Origin of the sequence: Sphingomonas daechungensis, from assembly GCF_014489495.1 — a bacterium.
Taxonomy (GTDB): Bacteria; Pseudomonadota; Alphaproteobacteria; order Sphingomonadales; family Sphingomonadaceae; genus Sphingomicrobium; species Sphingomicrobium daechungense.
In genome coordinates this window covers 1,008,274-1,028,987 of sequence record NZ_CP060780.1, presented here as the reverse complement: position 1 = coordinate 1,028,987, position 20,714 = coordinate 1,008,274, and the positions used below count along the sequence as shown (strand labels likewise).

Below are 20,714 nucleotides of genomic sequence, written 5' to 3'. Positions count from 1 at the left end.
TGAACCTGCGTATCCTGATGATGGGTTTCCGGGGGGCATCGCTTGCAGCGTGATCGTCTGATCGACGGGTATCGGGGCGTCGCCGTCCTCTGCGTCGTCGCGTCGCACGCGCTCGGCTATCATTTCGGCACGCCGCCGCCGATCCCGCGGCTTGCCCAGCCGCTCGCCGAGATCGGGGTGCAGATTTTCTTCGTCATCAGCGGCTACATCATCACGACACTGCTGCTGAAAGAAGAAGCGCGCGGAGGAATCAGCATCCCGGCGTTCTATGCCCGGCGCGCCTTTCGCATCCTGCCGCCCTTGTTTGCCTATTTCATCGGGCTGCTCTTGCTCCGCCGGCTCGGCGTCATCACGTTCAATCCGTCGACGATCGCCAATTCGGCCTTGTTCACCTGCAATACGGGCCTGACCGACTGTGAATGGTGGGTGGCCCACACCTGGTCGCTGGCGGTCGAGGAGCAATTCTACCTCGCCTGGCCCCTGCTTCTGACGATTCTCCCTCGACGGACCGGATTTCTCGTGGGGCTGATCGCCGTGCTGTTGACGGCCTATCTGCTTCTGCCGGCCCACGATCACAGCAACTGGCTGGCCTTTGCCTGCATCGCGGCCGGTGCGCTCTACGCCTGCAACGATGATGTGAAGGCGTGGATCGCCAAGCATGCATCGTATTGGGCCTGGCTCGTCGCGGCCGCGGCCGTGTTCCTGCCGCCGCTCGAGGCGCCCCGGCTCCAGGTCCTGACTCCGCTCGCGGTGCCGTACATCCTGTTCGCGTCGCGCGAATTGCCGCTGATCCGGCGGGTATTGGAGAGCACGCCCCTCAACGCGGTCGGCCTATGCTCCTACAGCCTCTACCTTTGGCAGCAGCTGTTCCTGACGTGGACTGACGTCTACCCCCTCGGCCCGCCGCCGATCATGCTGCTGCCGGTCGTCGTTGCGGCGTCCTACTTCCTGATCGAAAAGCCGTGCGCCCGCATCGGACACCGCGTCTCGAACTGGATCAAGGCCCGGCCCTTGCACCCGGCACAGGCCGATCTCGATTTGCGTTAGGCGCTACTTCCCGCGCCGGATGTAGGCGACCTCTCCGACATCGGTCCAAGGACCGGCGTTGACCGATTTCTCCTGCCGGATGCCAAGGCCGGTCTCGGTGGGCCAGATGTAGCTGCGCGTTTGCACCAGTCCGTCCTTGGTCGTTGCCTGGCCGAGGCAGGTAAGGCCCTTCCGATCGTTGGCGTAGCAGGGCTCGGTGCGGCCCCGGCCGGAGTCGTCATACTGCTGGTAGGTGTAGCGATTGTCGGCGGCCGACCAGCCGAGGACGGCGATGCTGTGGTGATTGGCCTTGCGCTGGTCGGTGGTGTCGCAGACGACGAAGCTGTTCGCGTCAAACCACGAGCAATGGTCGCGGTAGTTCGCTTCCAGGCCCTTGATCGTCCAGTCGCCTACAATGAACGCCAGCTGCTTCTCGACCTCCGGCGGATGGACGCCGGCCAGGGCCGGTGTGGCAAACAGCGTCAGAAGCCCGGCAATGATCATTCGCATCATGATTCCCCCGCAAGTGCATTGATCTTCAGAGCTAGCTTGATGTCGCGCTCCGTCACCCCGCCCGCGTCGTGACTGGTCAGTCGGAAGTCGACGCGGTTCCAGACGCTGGTGAATTCCGGGTGATGATCGACTTTTTCCGCGAGCAGCGCGACGCGGCTTAGGAAGCCGAACGCCTCGCTGAAATCCTTGAACTTAAAAGTGCGGACGATGGCCTTGCCGCCATCCTCATATGTCCAGCCGTCTGGCGCTTCGCTGCTCATCGGCCGAGCGTACGCCGCGCCGGCCGAACCTTGCAATGGAACGGCCGGGGGAGCAGTTGGGCCGCAAAGGAGAATCCAATGGCTACGCAAGTCGCGGAAAAGGGTCCGCTGGGCCTCGAAAACCCGATGGGCACCGACGGCTTCGAGTTCGTCGAATATACCGCGCCCGACATTGAGCTTTTGCGCTCGCTTTTCACCAGGATGGGCTTCCCCGAAGTGGCCCGGCACAAGAGCAAGAACGTCACGCTGCACAAGCAGGGCGACTGCAATTTCGTCATCAATGCCGAACCGGGCAGCTACGCCGAGGAATATGCCAGGGCGCACGGGCCGAGCGCCTGCGCCATGGCTTTCCGGGTCAAGGATGCCAACGCCGCGCATGCGCGCGCGCTCAAGCTCGGCGCCAAGAATGTCGAGGTAAAGAGCGGCGACGGAGAGCTCGACATTCCGGCGATCGAGGGCATTGGCGGATCGCGCCTGTTTTTCGTCGACCGCTACGGCGACCAGTCGATCTACGAGGTCGACTTCGATTTCCATCCCGACTGGCAGCAGCGGATGGCCGACGCGGACTCCAAGCTCACTTATATCGACCACCTCACGCACAACGTGAACCGCGGCAACATGGCGACCTGGCCGACTTCTATGAGCGGCTCTTCAACTTCCGCGAGATCCGCTACTTCGACATCGAAGGGAAGGTGACCGGCCTGTTCTCGAAGGCAATGACCAGCCCCTGCGGCAAGATTCGCATCCCGCTGAACGAGAGCCAGGACGACAAGAGCCAGATCGAGGAATTCCTCCGCGAGTATAAGGGCGAGGGCATCCAGCACATCGCGCTGGGGACGACCGACATCTACCAGAGCGTCGACATCATCCGCGGCCGCGGCATTCCGTTCCAGGACACGCCCGACACCTATTACGAGATGCTTCCCGAGCGCATCCAGGGCCATGACGAGAATGTCGCGGAGCTGGAGAAGCGCCGAATCCTGATGGATGGCGCGCCGACCGAAGGTCAGGGCCTGCTGCTGCAGATCTTCACCCAGAACGTGATCGGGCCGATCTTCTTCGAGATCATCCAGCGCAAGGGCAACGAGGGCTTCGGCGAGGGCAACTTCAAGGCGCTGTTCGAGAGCATCGAACTCGATCAGATGCGCCGCGGGGTAATCTGATCAAGAATTGCCGTCATTGCGAGCAAAGCGAAGCAATCCAGCTGGATCGCCACGTCGCTGCTCTCCTCGCGATGACGAGGAGATAGAATGACCGAGGCTTTCATTTGCGACGCCATCCGCACGCCGATCGGGCGCTATGCGGGAGCCCTTTCGTCCGTTCGCGCTGACGACCTCGCCGCGATCCCGATCAAGGCGCTGATCGACCGCAATCCGGGCGTCGATTGGGGCGAGCTGGACGACGTGATCTACGGCTGCGCCAACCAGGCGGGCGAGGACAATCGCAACCTTGCGCGAATGGCGGGGCTGCTCGCCGGGCTGCCGGACAGCTCGGGCGGCGTGACGCTCAACCGCTTGTGCGGCTCCGGCCTCGACGCTGTAGCAATGGCGGCGCGGGCGATCCGAAGCGGCGAGGGCGATTTGATCATCGCGGGCGGAAGCGAGAGTATGAGCCGCGCGCCTTTCGTCATGGCCAAGGCGACCAGCGCCTTCGACCGCAATGCGGAGATGTACGACACCACGATCGGCTGGCGGTTCGTCAATCCGAAGATGAAGTCAGCCTACGGCGATGACACCATGCCGAGCACCGGCGAGAACGTCGCGCAGGACTTCCAGATCAGCCGCGAAGACCAGGACGCCTTTGCGCTCCGCAGCCAGGAAAAGGCCGCCGCCGCGCAGGCTAACGGCCGCCTCGCTGCCGAAATTGTCGGCGTCGAAATCCCGCAGCGTAAGGGCGATCCGGTCATCGTCGACCGCGACGAGCATCCCCGCGCAACCACGCTCGAAGCGCTCGGCAAGCTGAAGCCGATCGTTCGCCCGGACGGCACGGTGACGGCGGGCAATGCTTCCGGCGTCAACGATGGCGCGGCTGCGCTCATCATCGCTTCGGAAGAGGCGGCAAGGCGGAACGGCCTGACGCCCCGCGCCCGCATTCTCGGCGGCGCAGTCGCCGGCGTTCCGCCGCGCATCATGGGTATCGGTCCGGCGCCGGCCACCGAGAAGCTGGCGAAGCGTCTCGGCATCAAGGTTAGCGACTTCGACGTGATTGAACTCAACGAGGCATTCGCGGCTCAGGGCCTCGCCGTCCTTCGTCAGCTCGGCATTGCCGACGACGATTCCCGCGTGAATCCGAACGGCGGCGCCATCGCTCTCGGCCATCCGCTCGGAATGTCCGGCGCGCGCCTCGCGCTCACCGCGACCGAGGAGCTTCAGCGCAGCGGCGGAAAGCTAGGCCTCGCGACCATGTGCATCGGCGTCGGGCAGGGCATCGCGCTAGCCATCGAACGGGTGTAATATCCCGGCATGAACGACGTCGCTGTGCTGGACGAGGCGGCGGTCATGGCCGTCCTCGATCATGTTATGGACCCGGAGATTCCGGTGGTTTCGATCACCGACCTCGGCATCGTACGCGGCTTCGCCTCAAACCCTCCGCGAGTGCAGATCACACCGACTTACACCGGCTGCCCGGCGACCATCGCCATTGAGCGTTCGGTCCGCGAAGCGCTAGACGCGGCCGGCTTCGGTGAGGTCCACGTTGAACGCGTCCTCTTCCCGCCGTGGACGACCGACTGGATCAGTGAGCGCGGCCGCGAGCAGCTACGCGCCTACGGCATCGATCCGCCGCATCCGGAGGCGCTAGCGCAATGCCCGCAATGCGGATCGACCGACACGCACGAGGTCAGCCGCTTCGGTTCAACCCCCTGCAAGTCCCAGTGGCGCTGCAATGCTTGTCTGGAGCCCTTCGACCGCTTCAAGTGTCATTAGCAAGCAGCGCCAGCAGCGCGAAGCTCGCCAGCCAATGCTCACCCATATAGTCGCCCGCCACATGCGACATCGCCGCTTCGAGGTGCGCTTCCGCCGTGTCGTAAGCGAGCTGCGCTTCCTCGGCCGGTAAGAGCGGCGCCAAGCTCGTCCAGCACCACGCGCGGCTGAGGTTAAGGCCGTCGAGGTGGGCGATCTTCCCGTCGCTGCGATCGCTCACGACAGCCGGACTGAACAGCGTCGCGGGCTGACCGAGGTCGAGCTTGGGCAGGAACCCTCCGAACCAAGTCACGAACTCCGGCTCGGGCAGGATACGGGACATGCAAAGTGCCTCGATCAGCGCTGGCGACAGGAACTCGTCGCCGCCCGGCTCCCAGGCCTGACAGTCGCGGTCGTTCTCGAACCAGTGCTTTGCCCGCTCGCGGATCGCTGCGGCGAGATCCTCGTCGAACTGCTCCGCCCATTCGAGCGAGAGGACCAGCGCGAACGCCGTATTGAAGTGGGTGCCGACACGGATCGGATAGGTCAGCGCCGGAAGATGCTCGCTTAGCCGGTCGGCGAAAGCGCGGGCGAGCGGTTCCAGTTCCGGCGCCCAGCTTTCCGAATGCCGCGATGCTTCGAGATGAAGCTGCAGCAGCCACGCCCATCCATAGGGCCGCTCGAACCCGCGGCTGAGCGGACGCTTCAGATAGGCAAGCTCGGTTCCTACTTTCTCGGCCGTGAAGCTCTGGTCGGCCAGCTTCTCGATCGCCCGCGCTTCATCCGTGTCCGGGAACAGCCGCCGGAGCGTCAGCAGCGTCCACCAGCCGTGCACGGAACTATGCCAGTCGAAGCTTCCGAAGAAGATCGGGTGGAGAACATGCGGCGGCTGAGCATCTTCGTCCGACCCAAGCACATGATCGAGCTTGTGCGGAAATTCCTGCCGCACGTGACCGAGCGCGATTCTGGCGAAACGCGCGGCGGTGTCCGAATCGAGGCAGAACCGGCTCATCGGAAGGCCGCGAAATACAGGATCAGGATGTTCACGGCGAGAAGAGGCAGCGCCGTCGCGATCTGCGCCTTCACGACGCCGTACTGGTCCTTCAGCTCCAGCAGCGCCGCGGGCACGAGATTGAAGTTGGCCGCCATCGGGGTCATCAACGTTCCACAGAAACCCGCGAGCATGCCGACGGCTCCAACCACCGCGGGATCGCCTCCGTACGCCTTGATCAGCAGCGGCACGCCGATTGCCGCCGCCATCACCGGGAATGCCGCGAAGGCATTGCCCATGATCATTGTGAACAGCACCATCCCGAGGGCGAAGACTAGCACGGTCGCGAAGATGTTGCCCTCCGGAATGACCATGCCGGTGATGTCGCCGATGATCGTGCCTACGCCCGCTCCAGCGAACAGCACTCCGAGCGCGGCGAGCATTTGCGGAAGGACGGCGGCCCAGCCGATCGCGTCGATCAGGCGGCGGCCTTCCTGCAGCGGCGCGACGGCGGGCGGTCGCAGCCAGATGTAGATCGTGCCCAGCGCAAACAGGGCGCCGAGGCATAGGAACACGTAGGTCTCCCGCTTGGCCTCAATCCAGCCGAGATGGCCGACCGCCGTGTAGTTGTAGACGAGCGTCCCGATCAGCGCCGTTGCGGGTATGATAAGCGCCGGCAGGAACAGCGTGTTGCCCAGCTTGACGGAGAAGGCGGCACGCTCTTCATCGCTCGTGGTCGGCGGATGGCTTCGACCAAGGAAGCCGAAACCGGCCAGCCCGGCGAGACCAAGCACCAGCAGGCCATTGCCGAAGTCGCCAAGGTAATCGCCGCCGATGAGGCTCAGCGCCATCAGTCCCCAGAAGGCGGCGTTGCCAAGCCGCTTCGGGTTCGCGCGGTCGAACGCGCTCAGCAGCGCGAAGGCGGCGAACATCGCTCCGGCCAGCACGTAGAGCCAGTGCAGCGTAATCACTTGCCGCCCCGCTTCAGCTTGCGGTCGAGCAGCATCAGGCGCGTGCCGTGGATCAGGAATGCCGCGATCGCACTTGGGATCGCCCACAGCGCCAGGTGGAGAGGCGACAGATTGTAACCGTAGGTCGCCAGCGTCTGCTGGATCAGCACGATCGAGCCGATGGCGATGAAGATGTCTTCGCCGAAGAACAGGCCGATATTGTCCGTCGCAGCGGAATAGGCCTTCACCTTCTCGGCGGTCGGCTCGTCGATCTCGCCATGCTGCTCTTCGGCTGCCGCGAGCGCCATCGGAGCGACGAGCGGGCGCACGGTTTGTGCCTGCCCGGCAACCGTCGTCAGTCCCATCGCGGCGGTTGCCTGGCGAACGACCATGTAGAGCAGCAGCAATCGTCCGACGGTCGCCGCTTTGATACTTCGGATAACTCGCGCGGCCTGCTGCTGCAGTCCGTAGCGCTCGAGCAATCCGATGACCGGCAGCACGATCCAGACGATCGCGATGATGCGGTTGTCGTTGAAGGCCTTTCCGAAGGTCTCGATGACCTTCACCAGGTCCATGCCGCCGAGCAGGCCGGTGACGATCGCCGACCCAGTCACCACCAGCATCGGGTTCAGCCGCAGCGCGAAGCCGAGCACAACCAGCAGGATGCCGAGCAGCGGCCAGTAGTTCATTCGCTCGCTCCAAACCCACCGCCGCCCGGAGTCTCGATGACGAAGCGGTCGCCGATTTGCATCTCCGCCGCGTCGGTCGCGGTCAGTTCCTCGATGCTGCCGTCAACGCGTTCGACCCAGTTGCGGCCGGGCAGGGCATCGCCTCCGCCCGCCAATCCCTTTGGGACAACGCGGCGGCGGTTGGCGAGCATGTTGGCGCGCATCGGTTCAAGGAAACGTAGGTCGCGGATCACGCCATCGCCGCCATGGTGCCGACCCTCGCCGCCTGAGCCACGCCGGATCGCGAACCGCTCCAACCGTACCGGCAGTCTCGTCTCCAGCACCTCAGGATCGGTCAGCCGACTGTTTGTCATGTGGGTCTGCACGGCGCTCGTGCCATCGTGATCCGGGCCAGCGCCCGACCCGCCGGCGATCGTCTCGTAATATTGGTGGCGCGCGTTGCCGAAGGTGAAGTTGTTCATCGTCCCCTGGCTCGGGCGAGGCGTCCGGTCGCGGCGAATAAGGTGTCGGTGACCACTTGGCTGGTCTCGACGTTTCCGGCGACAACCGCAGCCGGATAGCGCGGCGAGAGCATGCAACCGTCCGGAACGACCAGCTTGATCGGGCGAAGGCAGCCGTCGTTCATCGGGATCGGATCGTCGATCAGAGTACGCAGGACGTAAAGCGATGCCGCGCGGACAATCGAGAACGGTGCGTTGAAATTGTCCGGCAGCTGATCGCTGGTGCCGGTGAAATCGAACGTCGCGGATCGCGTCGCCTTGTCGATGCAGATCTTCACCGCGACGCGGGCGCCGTTGTCCATCTCATACTCGAACGCCCCGTCGTCGAGGCGGTCCAGCAGGCGCCGTACCGATTCCTCGGCATTGGCGAGCACATGGTGCATGTAGGCGCCGATGACCTCCGGACCGTAGTCGCGCGCGGTGGCCACCAGGACCTCTGCACCGCGAACGCATGCGGCAAGCTGCGCCTTGAGATCGGAGATATTGCGGTCGACGTTTCGCGCCGGCCATTCGCCCGTCGCAAGCAACTCGCGGATTTCCGCTTCGAGGAAACGGCCTTCGTCGACGAGCAGGACATTGTCGATGAGCACGCCTTCTTCATCGATCGTGCGGCTGTCCGGCGGCATCGATCCCGGCGCGATTCCGCCGATGTCCGCATGGTGTCCACGCGCCGCCACGAACGCCGACGGTTCGGCTTCTTCGCCGTAGAACACTGGCACGATCACCGTGATGTCCGGCAGGTGCGTTCCGCCGCGATAGGGGTCGTTCAGCACATAAGCATCACCGCGACGAATGCCACGCCCGTCGCGACCGGACCCGCGAGTATCGATGATCGTCCGGATGCTCTCGCCCATCGACCCGAGGTGGACCGGGATGTGGGGCGCATTGGCGATCAGCGCGCCCTCCGCGTCGAAGATCGCGCAGGAGAAATCGAGCCGCTCCTTGATGTTCACGGACGATGCAGTCGACTGCAACGCCACGCCCATTTCCTCGGCAATCGCCATGAACAGGTTGTTGAAAATCTCCAGCATCACCGGGTCCGCAGTCGTCCCGATCGCGTGGGCGCGGTTCGCGGGACGGAGCGTGTCAGGACGAGCGTGCCGTCGTCGCGGCGGGTGGCGCTCCAGCCGGGTTCGACGACCGTCGTCGAGGTGGCGTCAGTGATGAGAGCCGGACCGCGCAATACCTCCCGAAGTGAGGAGATGGCAGTCGCGAGGATTGATCGAGAGGTTTCTGACCCTGGCTCGACTGCCCCTCCACCAGCTTCGCTGGTCCCCTCCTCGGTCCGGGTGGATTTGCCGACCGCCTCGACGATCAGCGCATCGAGGATGATTTCACCCTTGTCGTCGACATAACCGAAGCGCTGGCGGTGCAAATCGGTGAAAGCCGCGCGCATTTGAGCCAATGGTCCGAGCTCAATTTCCAGCGTCGTATCGCTGCCCGCCAACCGAAGTCGTGCGCGCCGATTCAGATCGATGCGGCTGGCGTCTACGCCCTGCTCGATGAGCGCTTCGGTCGCTGCACGCTCGAGAGCATCCAGCGGGCCCGAGAAGTCTGCGCTCAACGGCCTGACGATGCCGGCTTCTCGGATGGCTTTCACGTCAGCGAGGCCGATCCCGTACGCCGAGAGCAAGCTCGCCAGCGGGTGAACGAGGATCCGCTCGATCCCGAGCGAGTCCGCGACCCGGCAGGCGTGCTGGCCACCCGCCCCGCCAAAGCTGACGAGGGTGTAGCGGGTGACGTCATGGCCCGCGCGACTGAGATATTGCGGATCGCATTGGCCATGTTGTCGATGGCGATCCGCAGGAATCCCTCCGCAATGTCGGACAGTTCCATGCGGTGCCCGAGCGATCCCTCGACAGCGTCCGCAACCTCTCGCAGCCGTGCTTCCGATGCGGCCGGATCGAGCGGCTCGTCGCCGCACGACCCGAACACTGATGGAAACTCCTCGGGCACAATCCGTCCAAGGACAAGGTTGCAGTCGGTCACCGTCAGCGGCCCGCCGTCCCGGTAGCAGGCCGGTCCCGGCTTCGCGCCGGCAGACTCAGGACCGACCCGGAAGCGCATTCCATCGAAGCGGCAGATCGAGCCGCCGCCCGCCGCGACCGTGTGGACTTGCATCATCGGGCGCGGATGCGGACTCCGGCGACCGTGCTCTCGTCGGCAAGTTCGAAGCGGCCGGCGTAGTGAGAGACGTCGGTCGACGTCCCGCCCATGTCGAACCCGATCAGCCGTTCCTCGCCCGACGCCGCGACCATGCCGACAACCCCGCCGGCGGGGCCGGAGAGGATCGCATCCTTGCCACGAAAGGCTCCGGCGTCGGTGAGTCCGCCGTTCGACTGCATGAACTGCAGCTTGGTGCCGTCCGGAAGCCCACCCGAAACGCGGTCGACATAGCGGCGCAGGATCGGCGACAGATAGGCATCGACCACCGTCGTATCGCCACGCCCGACCAGCTTGATCAGGGGTGCGACCTCATGGCTGACCGAGATTTGCGTGAAGCCAAGCTCCCGCGCAATCTCCGCCACCCGACGCTCGTGTTCCGGGAACTTCCAGCCGTGCATCAGCACGATGGCCAGCGCGTCGATGCCGCGTTCCCGCACGGGCTCCAGCGTTGCCCGGGCCGCCTGTTCATCGAGCGGAGTGACGATTTCGCCGTCCGCGCCGACGCGCTCGATGATTTCGACCGATGCCTCGTAAGGCTGTTCCGGCAGAACGATGTGCCTGGCGAAGATCTCGGGCCGCGCCTGGTACCCGATGCGCAAGGCGTCCCGAAGCCGCGGGTGATCGCGAGCGCAACGCGCGCGCCCTTGCGCTCCAGCAAAGCGTTGGTGGCGACAGTCGTGCCCATGCGGACTTCGCCGAGCACGCCGCCTTCCGAACGAAGGATGCGCTCGATCCCCTCGATCGCGGCGTCGTCATACTGGCCGGGATTTTCGGACAGCAGCTTTTCGGTCCGGACGCGGCCTTCGGCGTCCCAGGCGATCACGTCGGTAAACGTCCCGCCCCGATCGATCGCGAAGTTCCAAACGCCGGCCACGCGGCCTTCAAGCAGATGCCGGACGATGGTGAAAGGGAAGATGGCGGAGCGGGAGTCCGCACAACAAAATCCCCATCGAATTAAAATAACACAATAAAATAGCTGGGACACCAAATCGTCCCAACATTCGTCCCCACCTTAGGCTGTCGCGCAGCGCTCCTATGCCCTCTCTAGTGGCAGCTTTCGACCCATTGCGGACATTCGACGTCGAGGGCATGATGCAAGAAAGACCGCCAGAGGCTCGCTCGCTGGATGAAGACCATCTACACTGACAAGCTCGGCCTTTATCCTTGGGCATTGCTTTTCCTTTCGGCCACGATGTTTTGGTCCGCCTACGGCGTTTTCGTAGAGGGTCGCTATGCCCCGTTTGGGCTCGGCAGTACCGCTGGAAGTCTCTTTCTTGCCGCCGGAGGCGTCTTTTGGCTGGGACTCGCTGCTAGGCGTTTTCGAAATGTCCGTGTGGCCAAGCGCGAGGGGCGTGACCCTTCGATCATTTCCGTCAAAGAGAGTGGCCGCTGACAGCCATTGGCAGTGGCAGCTTTCCACCCAAACTTGCCGCTAGGACCGATCGGCATCTCTTGAGCCACAGCCCGCAGAATGGCCGCCAACGGGCCTTGCGGGCCAAACGTCGGATACGCCCTCAAGCGCTCGGAAACGGCCTCAGCGAGCCTCCTGGCAGCTTCGTCGGCCTTCGAGGCGTCGCGACCTGCTAGGTCGTTCCGTACGCCCTGCGGATCAGGCGGATCGCGAGGTAGGCCAGGGCCGCGACCTCTTCGGGCTCCAATCGTCGCCAGCCCCGGCCGCCGTTGTCTAAAGGATCGTCGAGTCGCATTCGGGCTACTTGGTACAAATGGGGAACATCTGGCTAGGTGGGCCGAAGGCTTAGCTTCAGATTTCCAACGCTTCCGAGAGCGCCAGCGCGTCGTCGAGCTCGACGCCCAAGTAGCGAACTGTGCTCTCCAGCTTCGTATGCCCGAGTAGCAGCTGGCAGGCTCTGAGGTTGCCGGTCTTGCGATAGAGCATCGCCACCTTGGTTCGCCTAAGGCTGTGCATCCCATAGGCGGCCGGCTCCAGCCCGATGAGAGCGACCCAGCCTTTAACGAGCCGGAAGTACTGCCGAGTTGATAGATGATTGCTTTGGTCCATCCGGCTGGGAAAGACCCAGCCATCTGGATCGCCGCGCCTGACCTTCAGCCACTCGATTAATGAGCGACGGGTTTGCTCGGTGATCTCGAATTGGACTGGCCGACCCGTCTTCTGCTGAATGACGATTGCGCGACTGCGGATCGCGCCGGCCGCGATGATGTCCAGCAGCCTCAGGGAGACTACGTCGCAGCCGCGAAGCTTGCTGTCCACGGCGATGTCGAACAGCGCCAGGTCTCTCAGCCGGTTCGCAATCTGCAATCGAACGCGGATCGCCCAAACGTGCATCGGCCGGAGTGGCAGCTTGGCTCCCACAATGACTTGCGGCGGTCGGTTCATGGTTCGCTCCCTGGTTAGGAGCGATGTTCAACGGCTAGCGGCGGGAATGGGTGGAAAGCGGACGTTAGTGATGGGTCGTAACGGCCGCTCCTAACTTGCCCGGAAAATCGGTGAAGTCCCATTCGAATACGAGACCGGTTGACTTCTCAACGGCAAACCAACCCATGAGAGTGCTGCCGCATACGTCATCTCCACAGTCGTCCCTTTTGCCATGCAAACCGAGGACGTAAAGGTCTTTTGACTGCTCCTCCGAGGTGATGAAGTCACAAAACGCTATTGCCGACACTGGGAAATGCCCTCTTGCAGCCACGCGGGCTTTGGCCACGTCGCAGGCGACCTTTTCTGAGGTTACGGGGGCCGCGCCCGCCGGAGCCGTCGATGGTAGCACACCCGCGGCCAATAGTACTGCCAGCGTTATCACCCGGCCTTGGTTCATCCACTGAATGCTAACCTCGTCCCGAATGTCTGCAATGGGTCGGAAACTGTCGCGGCAAGTTTGGGTGGAAAGCGGCCATTAGATGCGTTTAGCGCGTCCGTTTTAAAGCGATCTCAAACTCTTCAGACGGCAAGTATGCCGCTTGGTTCTTCAATCCGTCCCGTCATTGTAGGCAAATAGCCGCAAATATACTGCTCCGGCTTTGCGCTTTAGCGAGACGGAAACCTTGCCTGTTCCACCGGCACCGGTGTCGAGCGTGCCAGTTACGCGGTTGCTCGTGCAACGAAGATTGTCTCCCGACGCGTCGAAGTCGCCCGCCGTTTCACCAATAGCGACATAAGCAGTGCGACCCTCGACAACTACAGTCACCTGTTGTGAGTGGTCGAATGCGCTTTGTTGTTCGGGTATCTCTCCGCTGTATCTACCGTTCCAAGCCGCACATGTGTTTGCCGAGCCGCCCGGCACACCGGCACTTGCTACGTTCGAAAGCGAAACGCAGCACACGAGCGCGGCGGCTAAGATCCTGCGGGTCACATGGCCTCCTGACAACAAGGCCAACCTTAGTTCGCAATCTAATGACCGCAATGGGTGGAAAGCTGACCTTACGGCGACAACTTCGCGGCAGTGCTTATTTGACTTCCCAACTGTCCAGCAATCGCATTGCGTCGCGCTTCATCGCAATCATTTTGGGCAGCTCTTCCTCGTCAAAAGAGAACTGCAACATCATTCCCTTGTAGGCCAGAACGTCGTGCATAGCGTGGTGACCTTCGGCTTCGCCGGGTTGGGTTCAAACCGCTGACAGTAGGCTATCTGGCGGCTTTGGTCGGCGGTTCCATCGGGCATGCGACGGACCGAATAAAGATCGGATGCCCACGGGTCGCTTTCACTTTGTCGCATTTCGTAAGGTGGGCCATCGCCAACCTCGGTTTTCTCCAAGCGGCATGCGATCCGCAGCATCTGCGAGGCATCGCCCGGACAATTGCGGGTTAGAGGCTGAACGAGGAATCTGTGGTCCGGGATGTGATCAGGATCATGGTTCGGGTGCAGCAGGAAGACAAAAGATTCACTCTCGGCCTTCGGCAGCCAAGGGATCGTTTCGTCGAAGAGTTGATCCTTAGGAACTTCGAAGCGATGACCGGCAACGTCGCGATGCACAGTGCGGCCACCAACACTCGCCGCAAGTCCGGCAACCGCTGCCGCGCCTGCTACTAACAAGGCTATCGCGACCGTCTTCATGGCGCGTTTGTGACCGACCCCTCTAATGTCCGCAATGGGTCGAAAACTGTCGCGGCGGGTTTGGGTGGAAAGCGGTCATTAGCGGAAACGTCGGTTTGCGCTATTGTGACCGTATGAAGCACCAGTCTTTATTGATTTTGGTTGCGACCCTGGCGGGATGCGCCACGACAATGTCTCACCCCACACCGGGCGACATTCTATCCATCGAACAATCCGATTGGGACGCGGACGCGTCTGCTGCCTTCCTGGAAGGGATGACAACCATATCGGTCACCCGGCCGTCGGCTATTGGCAAGCTCAGCTGTAGTGCCACTAATTCAACCGACACGATATGTAGCTATGAAGTGACGCTCAAAGGACTGACCAAACAATTCAGTCGACGCGACCAACGGTTTGTTCGCACAGCCGACGGGTGGCGACGCCATTGAGAGGTCGCAATTAGGTATTTCGCAAAAAGTATATTGTGCCGGAATCGGTGAAAGCGGTCATTCCCGGCGAGAGGCGAAAGCGTTATGCAATTTCGATGCAACGCGATCTCGGCTTTACTATTTTTCTCTCATTGACCGCATGCGCAGCTCGAATAGCAGATCTTGCAATTCCCTCGACGCGAACCATCGCACAGATCGAAAGCGGCCATCAACTACTCGCTGATTTGACGGTTGTGGGCGCTTACGCCGACCCCGATGAGTTGAATGCAGAATCTCGCGTCAGGGTCCGCAATGCCACCTGCCGTGCAACTGACCGGGCCGCCGCAAACTGTAAATACGAAGCAAGCCGTTGCTTGGCAAATGAGACAGACATCGACGGAGATGGGTGGTGCGCGCGAACGTCGAAGTTTTTGAAAGTCGACGGCCAGCCAGGCCTCGGTGAAGTGGTTGTCAATGGTTGGGCTCTCGACCGATGAGGGCCGTAGCTAGTGACCGCAATGGGTCGAAAGCGGACACTAGGGAACGATTACTAGAAGAGAGAAAAGCTCGTAGAAAACTCGAAATCGCTCGGACTTGACTCAACTATGACGGAAGAAGGCTTGCCCTCGGCAGGGATAAGCCGAACTCTTTGCCCTTGGATCGACACTCTGCCCGAGTCATCCAACTCGGCCTGCACCGGCTCCTTCGAGCAAGGAGCCTGTTTGTAGTATTTTCCCTCCCAAGAAGGGCGCAGGCAAATGCGGTATTTCACTACACCTTTAGATAGGCGCTCGACCTTCAGTTCCAGCCCTATATCCGGTGTTCTGGATTGGGCGTCGATCTCGGTGATCTCCACGGAGCCAGCGAGAGGGAAAACCGCAAAGTCGTCACCAATCGACCCTAAAAAAATCTCGTTGAAAACCTGGGTCAAGAAGTAGGTTTCAAACCTGCCATCCCCGTCTGCGTCCGTAATACAGGAATAGGCACTCCCCCGACGTGACTTAAGCTCGCACGCAGTGCGGGGCTGGTCCTCTAACTTGATCATTAGGGTGCCGGCAGGAATGGTAAGAACGTCTCTGTTCGCCACCAAAGCATCGCGCTGAAGTTCATACAGTTTGGCGGGAATGATTCTCCCCAGTCGAAAATGCCCGCCTTTTACGAGAGCCAAGCTTGAGGGCGGCGAAGGATTTGCTGGCACAATCCAACGAGCGGTATGCGGCGCGGCGCGGCGCGCATCGACTGGTCCTGAAGCCAGGACAAGCATTGCCGTCGCCAAGACACTCAAACGCATGAATCTTCCCCCATGCTGGCGTAGCAGGAATGGTGATCTAACGGCAGGAATGGGTCGAAAACCGCCGTCAACAGTAGCTCAGCACAAAGATCGGTCCGTCTACCAGCGCCTTACGAAAGTTCGTGCCGAACCGCGTGAGCAAAGGTGACGCAATATCGCCGTCAGCTGCCGTCGAAGAACGCCTCGACCCTAGCGCCGTAGCGACGGTGGCAAAGAGGGCTGCGTAAGTAAGGAGAGCAATGGCGACTAAGCAGACCAGCAAGAAGCCCCCGCTCCAGAACGCAACGAAGCCCACGCCGAGACAGACGGCTCCCCAATGCCAACGTCCTAAAGTATCCAATCCGCCGCCCGCCATGTCGGGGTTCTGACCGACGAATCTAATGTCCACAATGGGTCGAAAGCTGCCACTAGCTCTTGAGGGGATGGGGGGTGCCCAAATCCCTAAAGACCTTTGAGCGGAGAGCGGCCGAAGAACGCGGCTTAAACGCTAACTGGAGATTTTATGCCTCGCGCGTGCGCCCGCGCGCAGAGGCTTCCAACAACACCCAGAAAAAACTGGTTTAGCGTTTGAGCACCGGACTTGCGCCGCTCTCCGCTTTGACGGGTGCAGAGATCTGGACACCCCCGTCCCTCTATTCCTCACTATTTTAGTGAGTCAGCGCGTAAGCGTGCGGTGCGACCGATGTTCTCCGTAGTGGAGCAACGCTTGCCCCTAAGTTCGCCGCCGTCAGCGCGTTTGCTGATGCAATGTGCTGACCTTGCCCGTTCGTCTGCTCCCTTCAGGAGGTAGTGCAACGCGCCTGTTAGCGCCTGTTGATACAGGCTCTTGCTTGAATAGTTGAAGGCCAACGTATGGCTGCCGCCGATCGGGCGGCTCTTGTAGACTCCTTGCCTCCAAGCAGCCCCGATCTTCTTGAACCAGCCGCGCTGCATCCTCGCAAATGATCGTACAATAGGCGGTGGGACGCTGAGCAGAATGTGTACGTGCTCGCCTTTCGACCCTCCTGCTTCACGCACCCATACCGCTGTTATCGCGGTGTTATAACAGCGGAGCCAGTCGCCCATGAGCTTCAGCAGCTGGCCCGTTGCTTTCACCGGGTCGGAGATGCCGGCCGCGTCGAAGTGAACAGTCAACATCCGGTTCAATGGCTTGCCGATGGAAATTGCGTGCTCGCCAGCGAGGAGCAGGTTCTCACAATCCTTCGACCGTAGAGCGGTGGAGCGGCGCCTCTTCCGCTGCGGCCGGGCTAAACCATGCAGCGCACCTGTATCAGTACTGTAAATTGCAACGACCGTGCCAGCCGGTGGGGCTGACCAGTTAGCTTGATTTCTTGATTGTTTTTCAAAGACCTCGCTGGGTTTGGCAGATAACGCGCATGCGCCCGCGCGTATTGCTCTCGAAATGACGGCTTCCTGAGAGGATGCATCAGCGAAACGAGGCACTTAGACCCCTGACACTCGCGCTCTGGCCTGAGGCCATTCGCAAGTTTTGAAAGGCTAGAGAATGACGGCCGGATCGGCTGTCTCCTGACTGTTGAAACAACCATGCCGCAGATACGCCCACGCGGGCGCGCGGTCACTGTGCCGACCCGGCCGCCGTGCGGCGGAGCTAGGCCGTCAGCCGGTGCTGGAGCGTAGTTGTTCGGCGATCAAACTCATGGCGTGGGCAAGCTCGTCCATCCGATCGGCTGGAACAATGCAGCCAGGAGCATCCCGCTTCCCGCCGCATGGTAGCCAGTCCCCGGTCTGCCGGTCCCGATAATGGGACCAAATCGACAGCCGCCGCTCGCCACCATATTCGGACAGACCGATACGCCACAGCTTGTCGCGATAGATGATCTCGAACGCCGCGCTCATGCCGCCCTCCCGACGTTTGAGGTGATGTCGTTAAGGCCAACTATCGCGGCGGAGAGCGCCCCTAAGCCGTCATTGGCTGCCACGGGTGCCAACGACCGGTCCCGAGCGTCCTCGTCCGGTTTTCTTGCTCTTACGGGCAATGGGCGAACGGAATGCAGGGGACAGTTGCTCGACGAGCAACCTTCGACCTGTTCTCGCCAGCCGCCGTTGCCGTTGCCGGGGTCGTACAGGCAGCTCCGACACATCGCGTTGATCGCGGCTCGCAGAGAAAGGCGGCTCATCGTTCGCCTCCCTCGTGCGAGAACGCGCTGGCGACACCTTCGCTTTTCAGGCAAAGGAGCATTGTCGACTTTCCAAGGGCGACAACTTCGGCCTTCGGAGCGGTGCCAGCCGCTTCGGAGGCCATTCTCTGTCCGGCGTACATCAAGCTGCACCCCCGCCTGCAATTGCACGAACGCTGTCAGCTCGAACCAGACGGCGCCGTCCGATATTGACCGTTAGCAATCGGCCTTCGCTGATAAGTTCATAAGTCTTTGATCGGCCGATACTCAGCGCCTCGGCTGCCTTGTCGATTGAGAGAAGGATTGGTTCGTCCATGTTGGTCCTTTCATGATCGGCTGCACTTACCCGTGCACACATATGATGGACGGCGATCAGCCACCCTCCAACAAGAACATAAGTAGCACGGAGGCGCACGGCTGTGGATAGAATGTGAGCCAGTTGGCCCTTTCGCTGGGAGGCTCGCCAAGTTTCCCTGCTCTTCACGCATCCACAGAATAATAGGGACCGCGACCAAGCTGCGACCAGTGAGCTTCGAAACTGCGAATCGCGGAAGTCCAAATCAAATTCGCTCGGCGAGATGTTCGAAGTTAGTTCATGCTGAAATGAGTTTCACAACAGTTGCACTCGACGCCGAACAGAACGCGGCCCAGCTATCCATCAACTTCCGGCGCTTTTCGAAGAAGTCCGTTCGCCGATAGGCGGCTTCGACCTTGTTGGGGATTGCATGCGCCAGCGCTGCCTCAGCAACCTCTCCGGAAAAGCTTGTTTCCTCTGCACACCAGTCACGGAAGGATGAGCGGAAGCCGTGCACGGTTGCGTCCACCTTCATGTCGCGAAGGATCTTCAACAGCGTCATGTCGCTCAGCGGCCGACCCCGTTTCATGCCGGGGAACACAAGGTCTGAGCCTCCCGTGCGGAACTCAGCTGCGCGCTTGAATACGCTCAGCGCTGCATCTGACAATGGCACGATGTGCGTCTTGCCCGCCTTCATGCGCTCGGCCGGAACCGTCCACGTCGCCTTGTCCATGTCAATCTCGCTCCAACGAGCTAACCTTATTTCGCCGGAGCGTGCTGCAGCCAGGATCAAGGCTTCGAGAGCCAGCCGCCCAACGCTCGCCCGCTCGCGCAGCTTGGCGACGAAAGCTGGCACGTCCGCATAGGGCAAAGCTTCGAAGCGGCCGGACTTGCGAGGCTGCTTAGGGAGCGCCTTGCTTACGGCTGACATCACGAAGGGGTCCCGCCAGCCTTTGCCGTGCGCGTAGTCCATCACGGTTCCGATGCGCTGCCGCACTCGCCGCGCTGTCTCCGGCTTGGTGAGCCAGATGTCTGCAAGCAGGTCCCGCACTTGGCCGGTGCTTACCGCATCAACCGCCAGCTTGCCGATCGCTGGGAACGCGTAAGTCTTCAGCGTGGAGAGCCACTGCGCACCATGCTTGCCGTTGCGCCAGCCGCGCTTGTGTTCCTCGTGCACGGTCGCGGCTGCCTCCGCGAAGGTCGGAGTAATGCTAACAGTGCAACGCGCTGCGATCGGGTCCAAGCCCAAGCGAAGCTTCCTCCTGTAGTCCCGCGCGAGGTCGCGGGCGTCGGACAGGCCGATGTCCTTGAGCGAGCCCAGCCCATAGTCTCGCCGCCTTCCGCCTGCCTGGAGCCGAACGACCCAACTCTTGGAGCCGCTCGGCTTCACCTCCAGCATCAGCCCGTCGCCGTCCATGTATCGACCCGGCGCAGTCAGGTTCCGCACTTGCGCAGGATTGAGCTTTCCCATTGCCAAGATCCCATCGTCCCAACGTCTCTCCCCACACTTTGAGTCGGATGTGCACAACTGTCAATGGACGCTGGCGTACCCTGCAACCGGCGTTCAACTTGATAAATCTTGATTGTTTTCATGTCCGCGAACATCGGCGGACAAGCAAGTGGCGGAGCGGGAGGGATTCGAACCCTCGATACGGTTTTGCCGTATACTCACTTTCCAGGCGAGCGCCTTCGACCACTCGGCCACCGCTCCGCAAATCGCTGGAAGGCGCCCATCTAGGCAAGGAAGCGCGCGTCGGCAACCTTGCGGGCGAGCGGCCCAAGCCCCTATGCCGCGTCGATGCGGCGCTTCGGAAATCCGCCCTCAGCCGATGAGATGGAGGCTATCGCGCGACGGGCGATGCAAGCGCTTCCGGAACCGTTCGCGGGCATCTTGGCGACGTGGTCCTGTCGGTCGAGGATTTCGCCGATGACGAAACGCTTGATGCGATGGGCATCGAGGACCCGTTCGACCTGACCGGAATCTACGAAGGCATCCCGCTCACCGAGAGGAGCGTCGAGCATTCCGGCACTCTGCCCGATCGGGTCCGGCTGTTTCGGCGGCCGATCATCGACGAGTGGGCGGCGGGTGAGGACAGCCTCGAACATCTGATCGCTCATGTGCTGGTCCACGAGGTCGGCCACCATTTCGGCCTGTCGGACGAGGACATGCACGCGCTCGAGGAAGCGGTTCAGTGAAGCCTTTGCTCCGCTTTAGGGGCGTCACCTGCCGGCGGGCGGCCGAATCCTGTTCGAAGCTCTCGATCTAGCCATTGCGCCCGGCGAGGCGCTTCACCTGACGGGGCCGAACGGGTGCGGGAAGTCCAGCCTGATCCGGCTTGCGGCGGGCCTGTTGCAGCAGGAGCAGGGAAGCATCGAGCGCGCCGAATTGACGCTCGCCGACGATGCTCTGGCCCTGGACCGCGAACTCCCATTGCGACGTGCGCTGCAATTCTGGGCGGTGACACTGGCAGAGCGATGGACTTGCTCGGCTTGGCGCATCTTGCCGACGTGCCTGTCCGCCTTCTGTCCACGGGCCAGGCGAAACGAGCGACGCTCGCCC

At 62.0% G+C, this 20,714-nt stretch carries 20 protein-coding genes, 1 tRNA gene and 4 pseudogenes; 9 read left to right on the top strand and 16 right to left on the bottom strand.

The annotated features are described in order from the left end of the window. Positions 1-42 precede the first annotated feature (42 nt). Positions 43-1,047: an acyltransferase family protein gene (locus H9L15_RS05440; RefSeq protein WP_187715449.1), complete on the top strand. Its 1,005-nt coding sequence runs from the start codon at positions 43-45 to the stop codon at positions 1,045-1,047. Positions 1,048-1,050: 3 nt separating this feature from the next. On the opposite strand, the gene H9L15_RS05435 is transcribed toward H9L15_RS05440, so the two are convergent. After that, positions 1,051-1,536, bottom strand: a complete 486-nt coding sequence (locus tag H9L15_RS05435) for a hypothetical protein (protein ID WP_187715448.1) — start codon at positions 1,534-1,536, stop codon at positions 1,051-1,053. Then, entirely contained in the window at positions 1,536-1,799 is a 264-nt protein-coding gene (locus H9L15_RS05430; RefSeq protein ID WP_187715447.1) for a 4a-hydroxytetrahydrobiopterin dehydratase, read from the bottom strand. Before H9L15_RS05430 ends, H9L15_RS05435 begins: the two co-directional genes overlap by 1 nt. A 78-nt stretch (positions 1,800-1,877) precedes the next feature. Here H9L15_RS05430 and hppD point away from each other — a divergent pair. The 3 genes and pseudogenes from hppD (at position 1,878) to paaD (ending at position 4,723) form a co-directional block, all read left to right on the top strand. Further along, positions 1,878-2,962, top strand: a pseudogene (gene hppD / locus H9L15_RS05425) (4-hydroxyphenylpyruvate dioxygenase). Positions 2,963-3,049: 87 nt separating this feature from the next. After that, on the top strand, positions 3,050-4,252 hold the full coding sequence (pcaF, locus tag H9L15_RS05420; RefSeq protein WP_187715446.1) for a 3-oxoadipyl-CoA thiolase: 1,203 nt from the start codon (positions 3,050-3,052) through the stop codon (positions 4,250-4,252). Positions 4,253-4,261: 9 nt separating this feature from the next. Continuing rightward, positions 4,262-4,723, top strand: a complete 462-nt coding sequence (gene paaD, locus H9L15_RS05415) for a 1,2-phenylacetyl-CoA epoxidase subunit PaaD (RefSeq protein WP_223276532.1) — start codon at positions 4,262-4,264, stop codon at positions 4,721-4,723. Here the strand turns inward: paaD and H9L15_RS05410 are convergent. From H9L15_RS05410 to H9L15_RS05395, 4 genes and pseudogenes are all read right to left on the bottom strand, one after another. Further along, positions 4,710-5,711: a DUF2891 domain-containing protein gene (locus H9L15_RS05410; RefSeq protein ID WP_187715445.1), complete on the bottom strand. Its 1,002-nt coding sequence runs from the start codon at positions 5,709-5,711 to the stop codon at positions 4,710-4,712. The genes paaD and H9L15_RS05410 overlap by 14 nt on opposite strands. Further along, complete coding sequence (locus H9L15_RS05405; RefSeq protein ID WP_187715444.1) at positions 5,708-6,661, bottom strand: DUF979 domain-containing protein; 954 nt, start codon at positions 6,659-6,661, stop codon at positions 5,708-5,710. Before H9L15_RS05405 ends, H9L15_RS05410 begins: the two co-directional genes overlap by 4 nt. Next, positions 6,658-7,329 (bottom strand): DUF969 domain-containing protein, encoded by a 672-nt coding sequence (locus H9L15_RS05400; protein WP_187715443.1) that lies wholly within the window; start codon positions 7,327-7,329, stop codon positions 6,658-6,660. Before H9L15_RS05400 ends, H9L15_RS05405 begins: the two co-directional genes overlap by 4 nt. Next, positions 7,326-10,869, bottom strand: a pseudogene (locus H9L15_RS05395) (hydantoinase B/oxoprolinase family protein). The gene H9L15_RS05400 and the pseudogene H9L15_RS05395 overlap by 4 nt, the downstream one beginning before the upstream one ends. A 252-nt stretch (positions 10,870-11,121) precedes the next feature. Between H9L15_RS05395 and H9L15_RS05390 the strand changes: the two are divergent. After that, positions 11,122-11,388: a hypothetical protein gene (locus H9L15_RS05390; protein WP_187715442.1), complete on the top strand. Its 267-nt coding sequence runs from the start codon at positions 11,122-11,124 to the stop codon at positions 11,386-11,388. Between the two features lie 190 nt (positions 11,389-11,578). On the opposite strand, the gene H9L15_RS18640 is transcribed toward H9L15_RS05390, so the two are convergent. The 4 genes from H9L15_RS18640 to H9L15_RS05375 form a co-directional block, all read right to left on the bottom strand. After that, entirely contained in the window at positions 11,579-11,701 is a 123-nt protein-coding gene (locus tag H9L15_RS18640) for a hypothetical protein (RefSeq protein WP_262984924.1), read from the bottom strand. Positions 11,702-11,757: 56 nt separating this feature from the next. Then, complete coding sequence (locus tag H9L15_RS05385) at positions 11,758-12,351, bottom strand: tyrosine-type recombinase/integrase (RefSeq protein ID WP_187715441.1); 594 nt, start codon at positions 12,349-12,351, stop codon at positions 11,758-11,760. 586 nt (positions 12,352-12,937) lie between these two features. Further along, entirely contained in the window at positions 12,938-13,156 is a 219-nt protein-coding gene (locus H9L15_RS05380) for a hypothetical protein (protein ID WP_187715440.1), read from the bottom strand. A 354-nt stretch (positions 13,157-13,510) separates the two neighbouring features. Continuing rightward, positions 13,511-14,023, bottom strand: coding sequence for a hypothetical protein (locus H9L15_RS05375; RefSeq protein WP_187715439.1), 513 nt, complete (start codon positions 14,021-14,023; stop codon positions 13,511-13,513). A gap of 475 nt (positions 14,024-14,498) precedes the next feature. Here H9L15_RS05375 and H9L15_RS05370 point away from each other — a divergent pair, with 475 nt between their 5' ends. Further along, the gene (locus H9L15_RS05370) at positions 14,499-14,927 is read left to right on the top strand and encodes a hypothetical protein (RefSeq protein ID WP_187715438.1); all 429 of its coding nucleotides are present in this window, start codon (positions 14,499-14,501) and stop codon (positions 14,925-14,927) included. A gap of 53 nt (positions 14,928-14,980) precedes the next feature. On the opposite strand, the gene H9L15_RS05365 is transcribed toward H9L15_RS05370, so the two are convergent. From H9L15_RS05365 to H9L15_RS05340, 6 genes are all read right to left on the bottom strand, one after another. Then, on the bottom strand, positions 14,981-15,721 hold the full coding sequence (locus H9L15_RS05365) for a hypothetical protein (RefSeq protein WP_187715437.1): 741 nt from the start codon (positions 15,719-15,721) through the stop codon (positions 14,981-14,983). A 642-nt stretch (positions 15,722-16,363) separates the two neighbouring features. Continuing rightward, positions 16,364-17,164 carry a hypothetical protein gene (locus H9L15_RS05360; RefSeq protein WP_187715436.1) on the bottom strand — a complete coding sequence of 267 codons (801 nt, stop codon included), beginning with the start codon at positions 17,162-17,164 and terminating at the stop codon, positions 16,364-16,366. A gap of 174 nt (positions 17,165-17,338) precedes the next feature. Next, on the bottom strand, positions 17,339-17,578 hold the full coding sequence (locus tag H9L15_RS05355) for a hypothetical protein (protein ID WP_187715435.1): 240 nt from the start codon (positions 17,576-17,578) through the stop codon (positions 17,339-17,341). 423 nt (positions 17,579-18,001) lie between these two features. Then, complete coding sequence (locus H9L15_RS05350) at positions 18,002-18,175, bottom strand: helix-turn-helix domain-containing protein (RefSeq protein WP_187715434.1); 174 nt, start codon at positions 18,173-18,175, stop codon at positions 18,002-18,004. A 277-nt stretch (positions 18,176-18,452) separates the two neighbouring features. Then, a complete protein-coding gene (locus tag H9L15_RS05345) occupies positions 18,453-19,625 on the bottom strand; it encodes a tyrosine-type recombinase/integrase (RefSeq protein ID WP_187715433.1) in 1,173 nt (390 codons plus the stop codon). A gap of 149 nt (positions 19,626-19,774) precedes the next feature. Then, positions 19,775-19,865, bottom strand: a tRNA-Ser gene (locus tag H9L15_RS05340). A 188-nt stretch (positions 19,866-20,053) separates the two neighbouring features. Between H9L15_RS05340 and H9L15_RS05335 the strand changes: the two genes are divergently transcribed. The 3 genes and pseudogenes from H9L15_RS05335 to H9L15_RS19405 all read left to right on the top strand — a co-directional run. Then, positions 20,054-20,350 (top strand): metallopeptidase family protein, encoded by a 297-nt coding sequence (locus H9L15_RS05335; protein WP_317617590.1) that lies wholly within the window; start codon positions 20,054-20,056, stop codon positions 20,348-20,350. 28 nt (positions 20,351-20,378) lie between these two features. Continuing rightward, a pseudogene (locus H9L15_RS19410) lies at positions 20,379-20,483 on the top strand (ATP-binding cassette domain-containing protein); the annotation flags it as partial. A gap of 146 nt (positions 20,484-20,629) precedes the next feature. Beyond that, a pseudogene (locus tag H9L15_RS19405) lies at positions 20,630-20,704 on the top strand (heme ABC exporter ATP-binding protein CcmA); the annotation flags it as partial. Positions 20,705-20,714: the final 10 nt, after the last annotated feature.

Coding starts and splice junctions, on each gene's coding strand:
- H9L15_RS05430 (WP_187715447.1), bottom strand. CDS start 1,799: ATGAGCAGCGAAGCGCCAGACGGCTGGACATATGAGGATGGCGGCAAG.
- H9L15_RS05385 (WP_187715441.1), bottom strand. CDS start 12,351: ATGAACCGACCGCCGCAAGTCATTGTGGGAGCCAAGCTGCCACTCCGG.
- H9L15_RS05410 (WP_187715445.1), bottom strand. CDS start 5,711: ATGAGCCGGTTCTGCCTCGATTCGGACACCGCCGCGCGTTTCGCCAGA.
- H9L15_RS05390 (WP_187715442.1), top strand. CDS start 11,122: ATGAAGACCATCTACACTGACAAGCTCGGCCTTTATCCTTGGGCATTG.
- pcaF (WP_187715446.1), top strand. CDS start 3,050: ATGACCGAGGCTTTCATTTGCGACGCCATCCGCACGCCGATCGGGCGC.
- H9L15_RS05375 (WP_187715439.1), bottom strand. CDS start 14,023: ATGAAGACGGTCGCGATAGCCTTGTTAGTAGCAGGCGCGGCAGCGGTT.
- H9L15_RS05350 (WP_187715434.1), bottom strand. CDS start 18,175: ATGGACGAACCAATCCTTCTCTCAATCGACAAGGCAGCCGAGGCGCTG.
- H9L15_RS05365 (WP_187715437.1), bottom strand. CDS start 15,721: ATGCGTTTGAGTGTCTTGGCGACGGCAATGCTTGTCCTGGCTTCAGGA.
- H9L15_RS05355 (WP_187715435.1), bottom strand. CDS start 17,578: ATGAGCGCGGCGTTCGAGATCATCTATCGCGACAAGCTGTGGCGTATC.
- H9L15_RS05435 (WP_187715448.1), bottom strand. CDS start 1,536: ATGCGAATGATCATTGCCGGGCTTCTGACGCTGTTTGCCACACCGGCC.
- paaD (WP_223276532.1), top strand. CDS start 4,262: ATGAACGACGTCGCTGTGCTGGACGAGGCGGCGGTCATGGCCGTCCTC.
- H9L15_RS18640 (WP_262984924.1), bottom strand. CDS start 11,701: ATGCGACTCGACGATCCTTTAGACAACGGCGGCCGGGGCTGGCGACGA.
- H9L15_RS05345 (WP_187715433.1), bottom strand. CDS start 19,625: ATGGGAAAGCTCAATCCTGCGCAAGTGCGGAACCTGACTGCGCCGGGT.
- H9L15_RS05400 (WP_187715443.1), bottom strand. CDS start 7,329: ATGAACTACTGGCCGCTGCTCGGCATCCTGCTGGTTGTGCTCGGCTTC.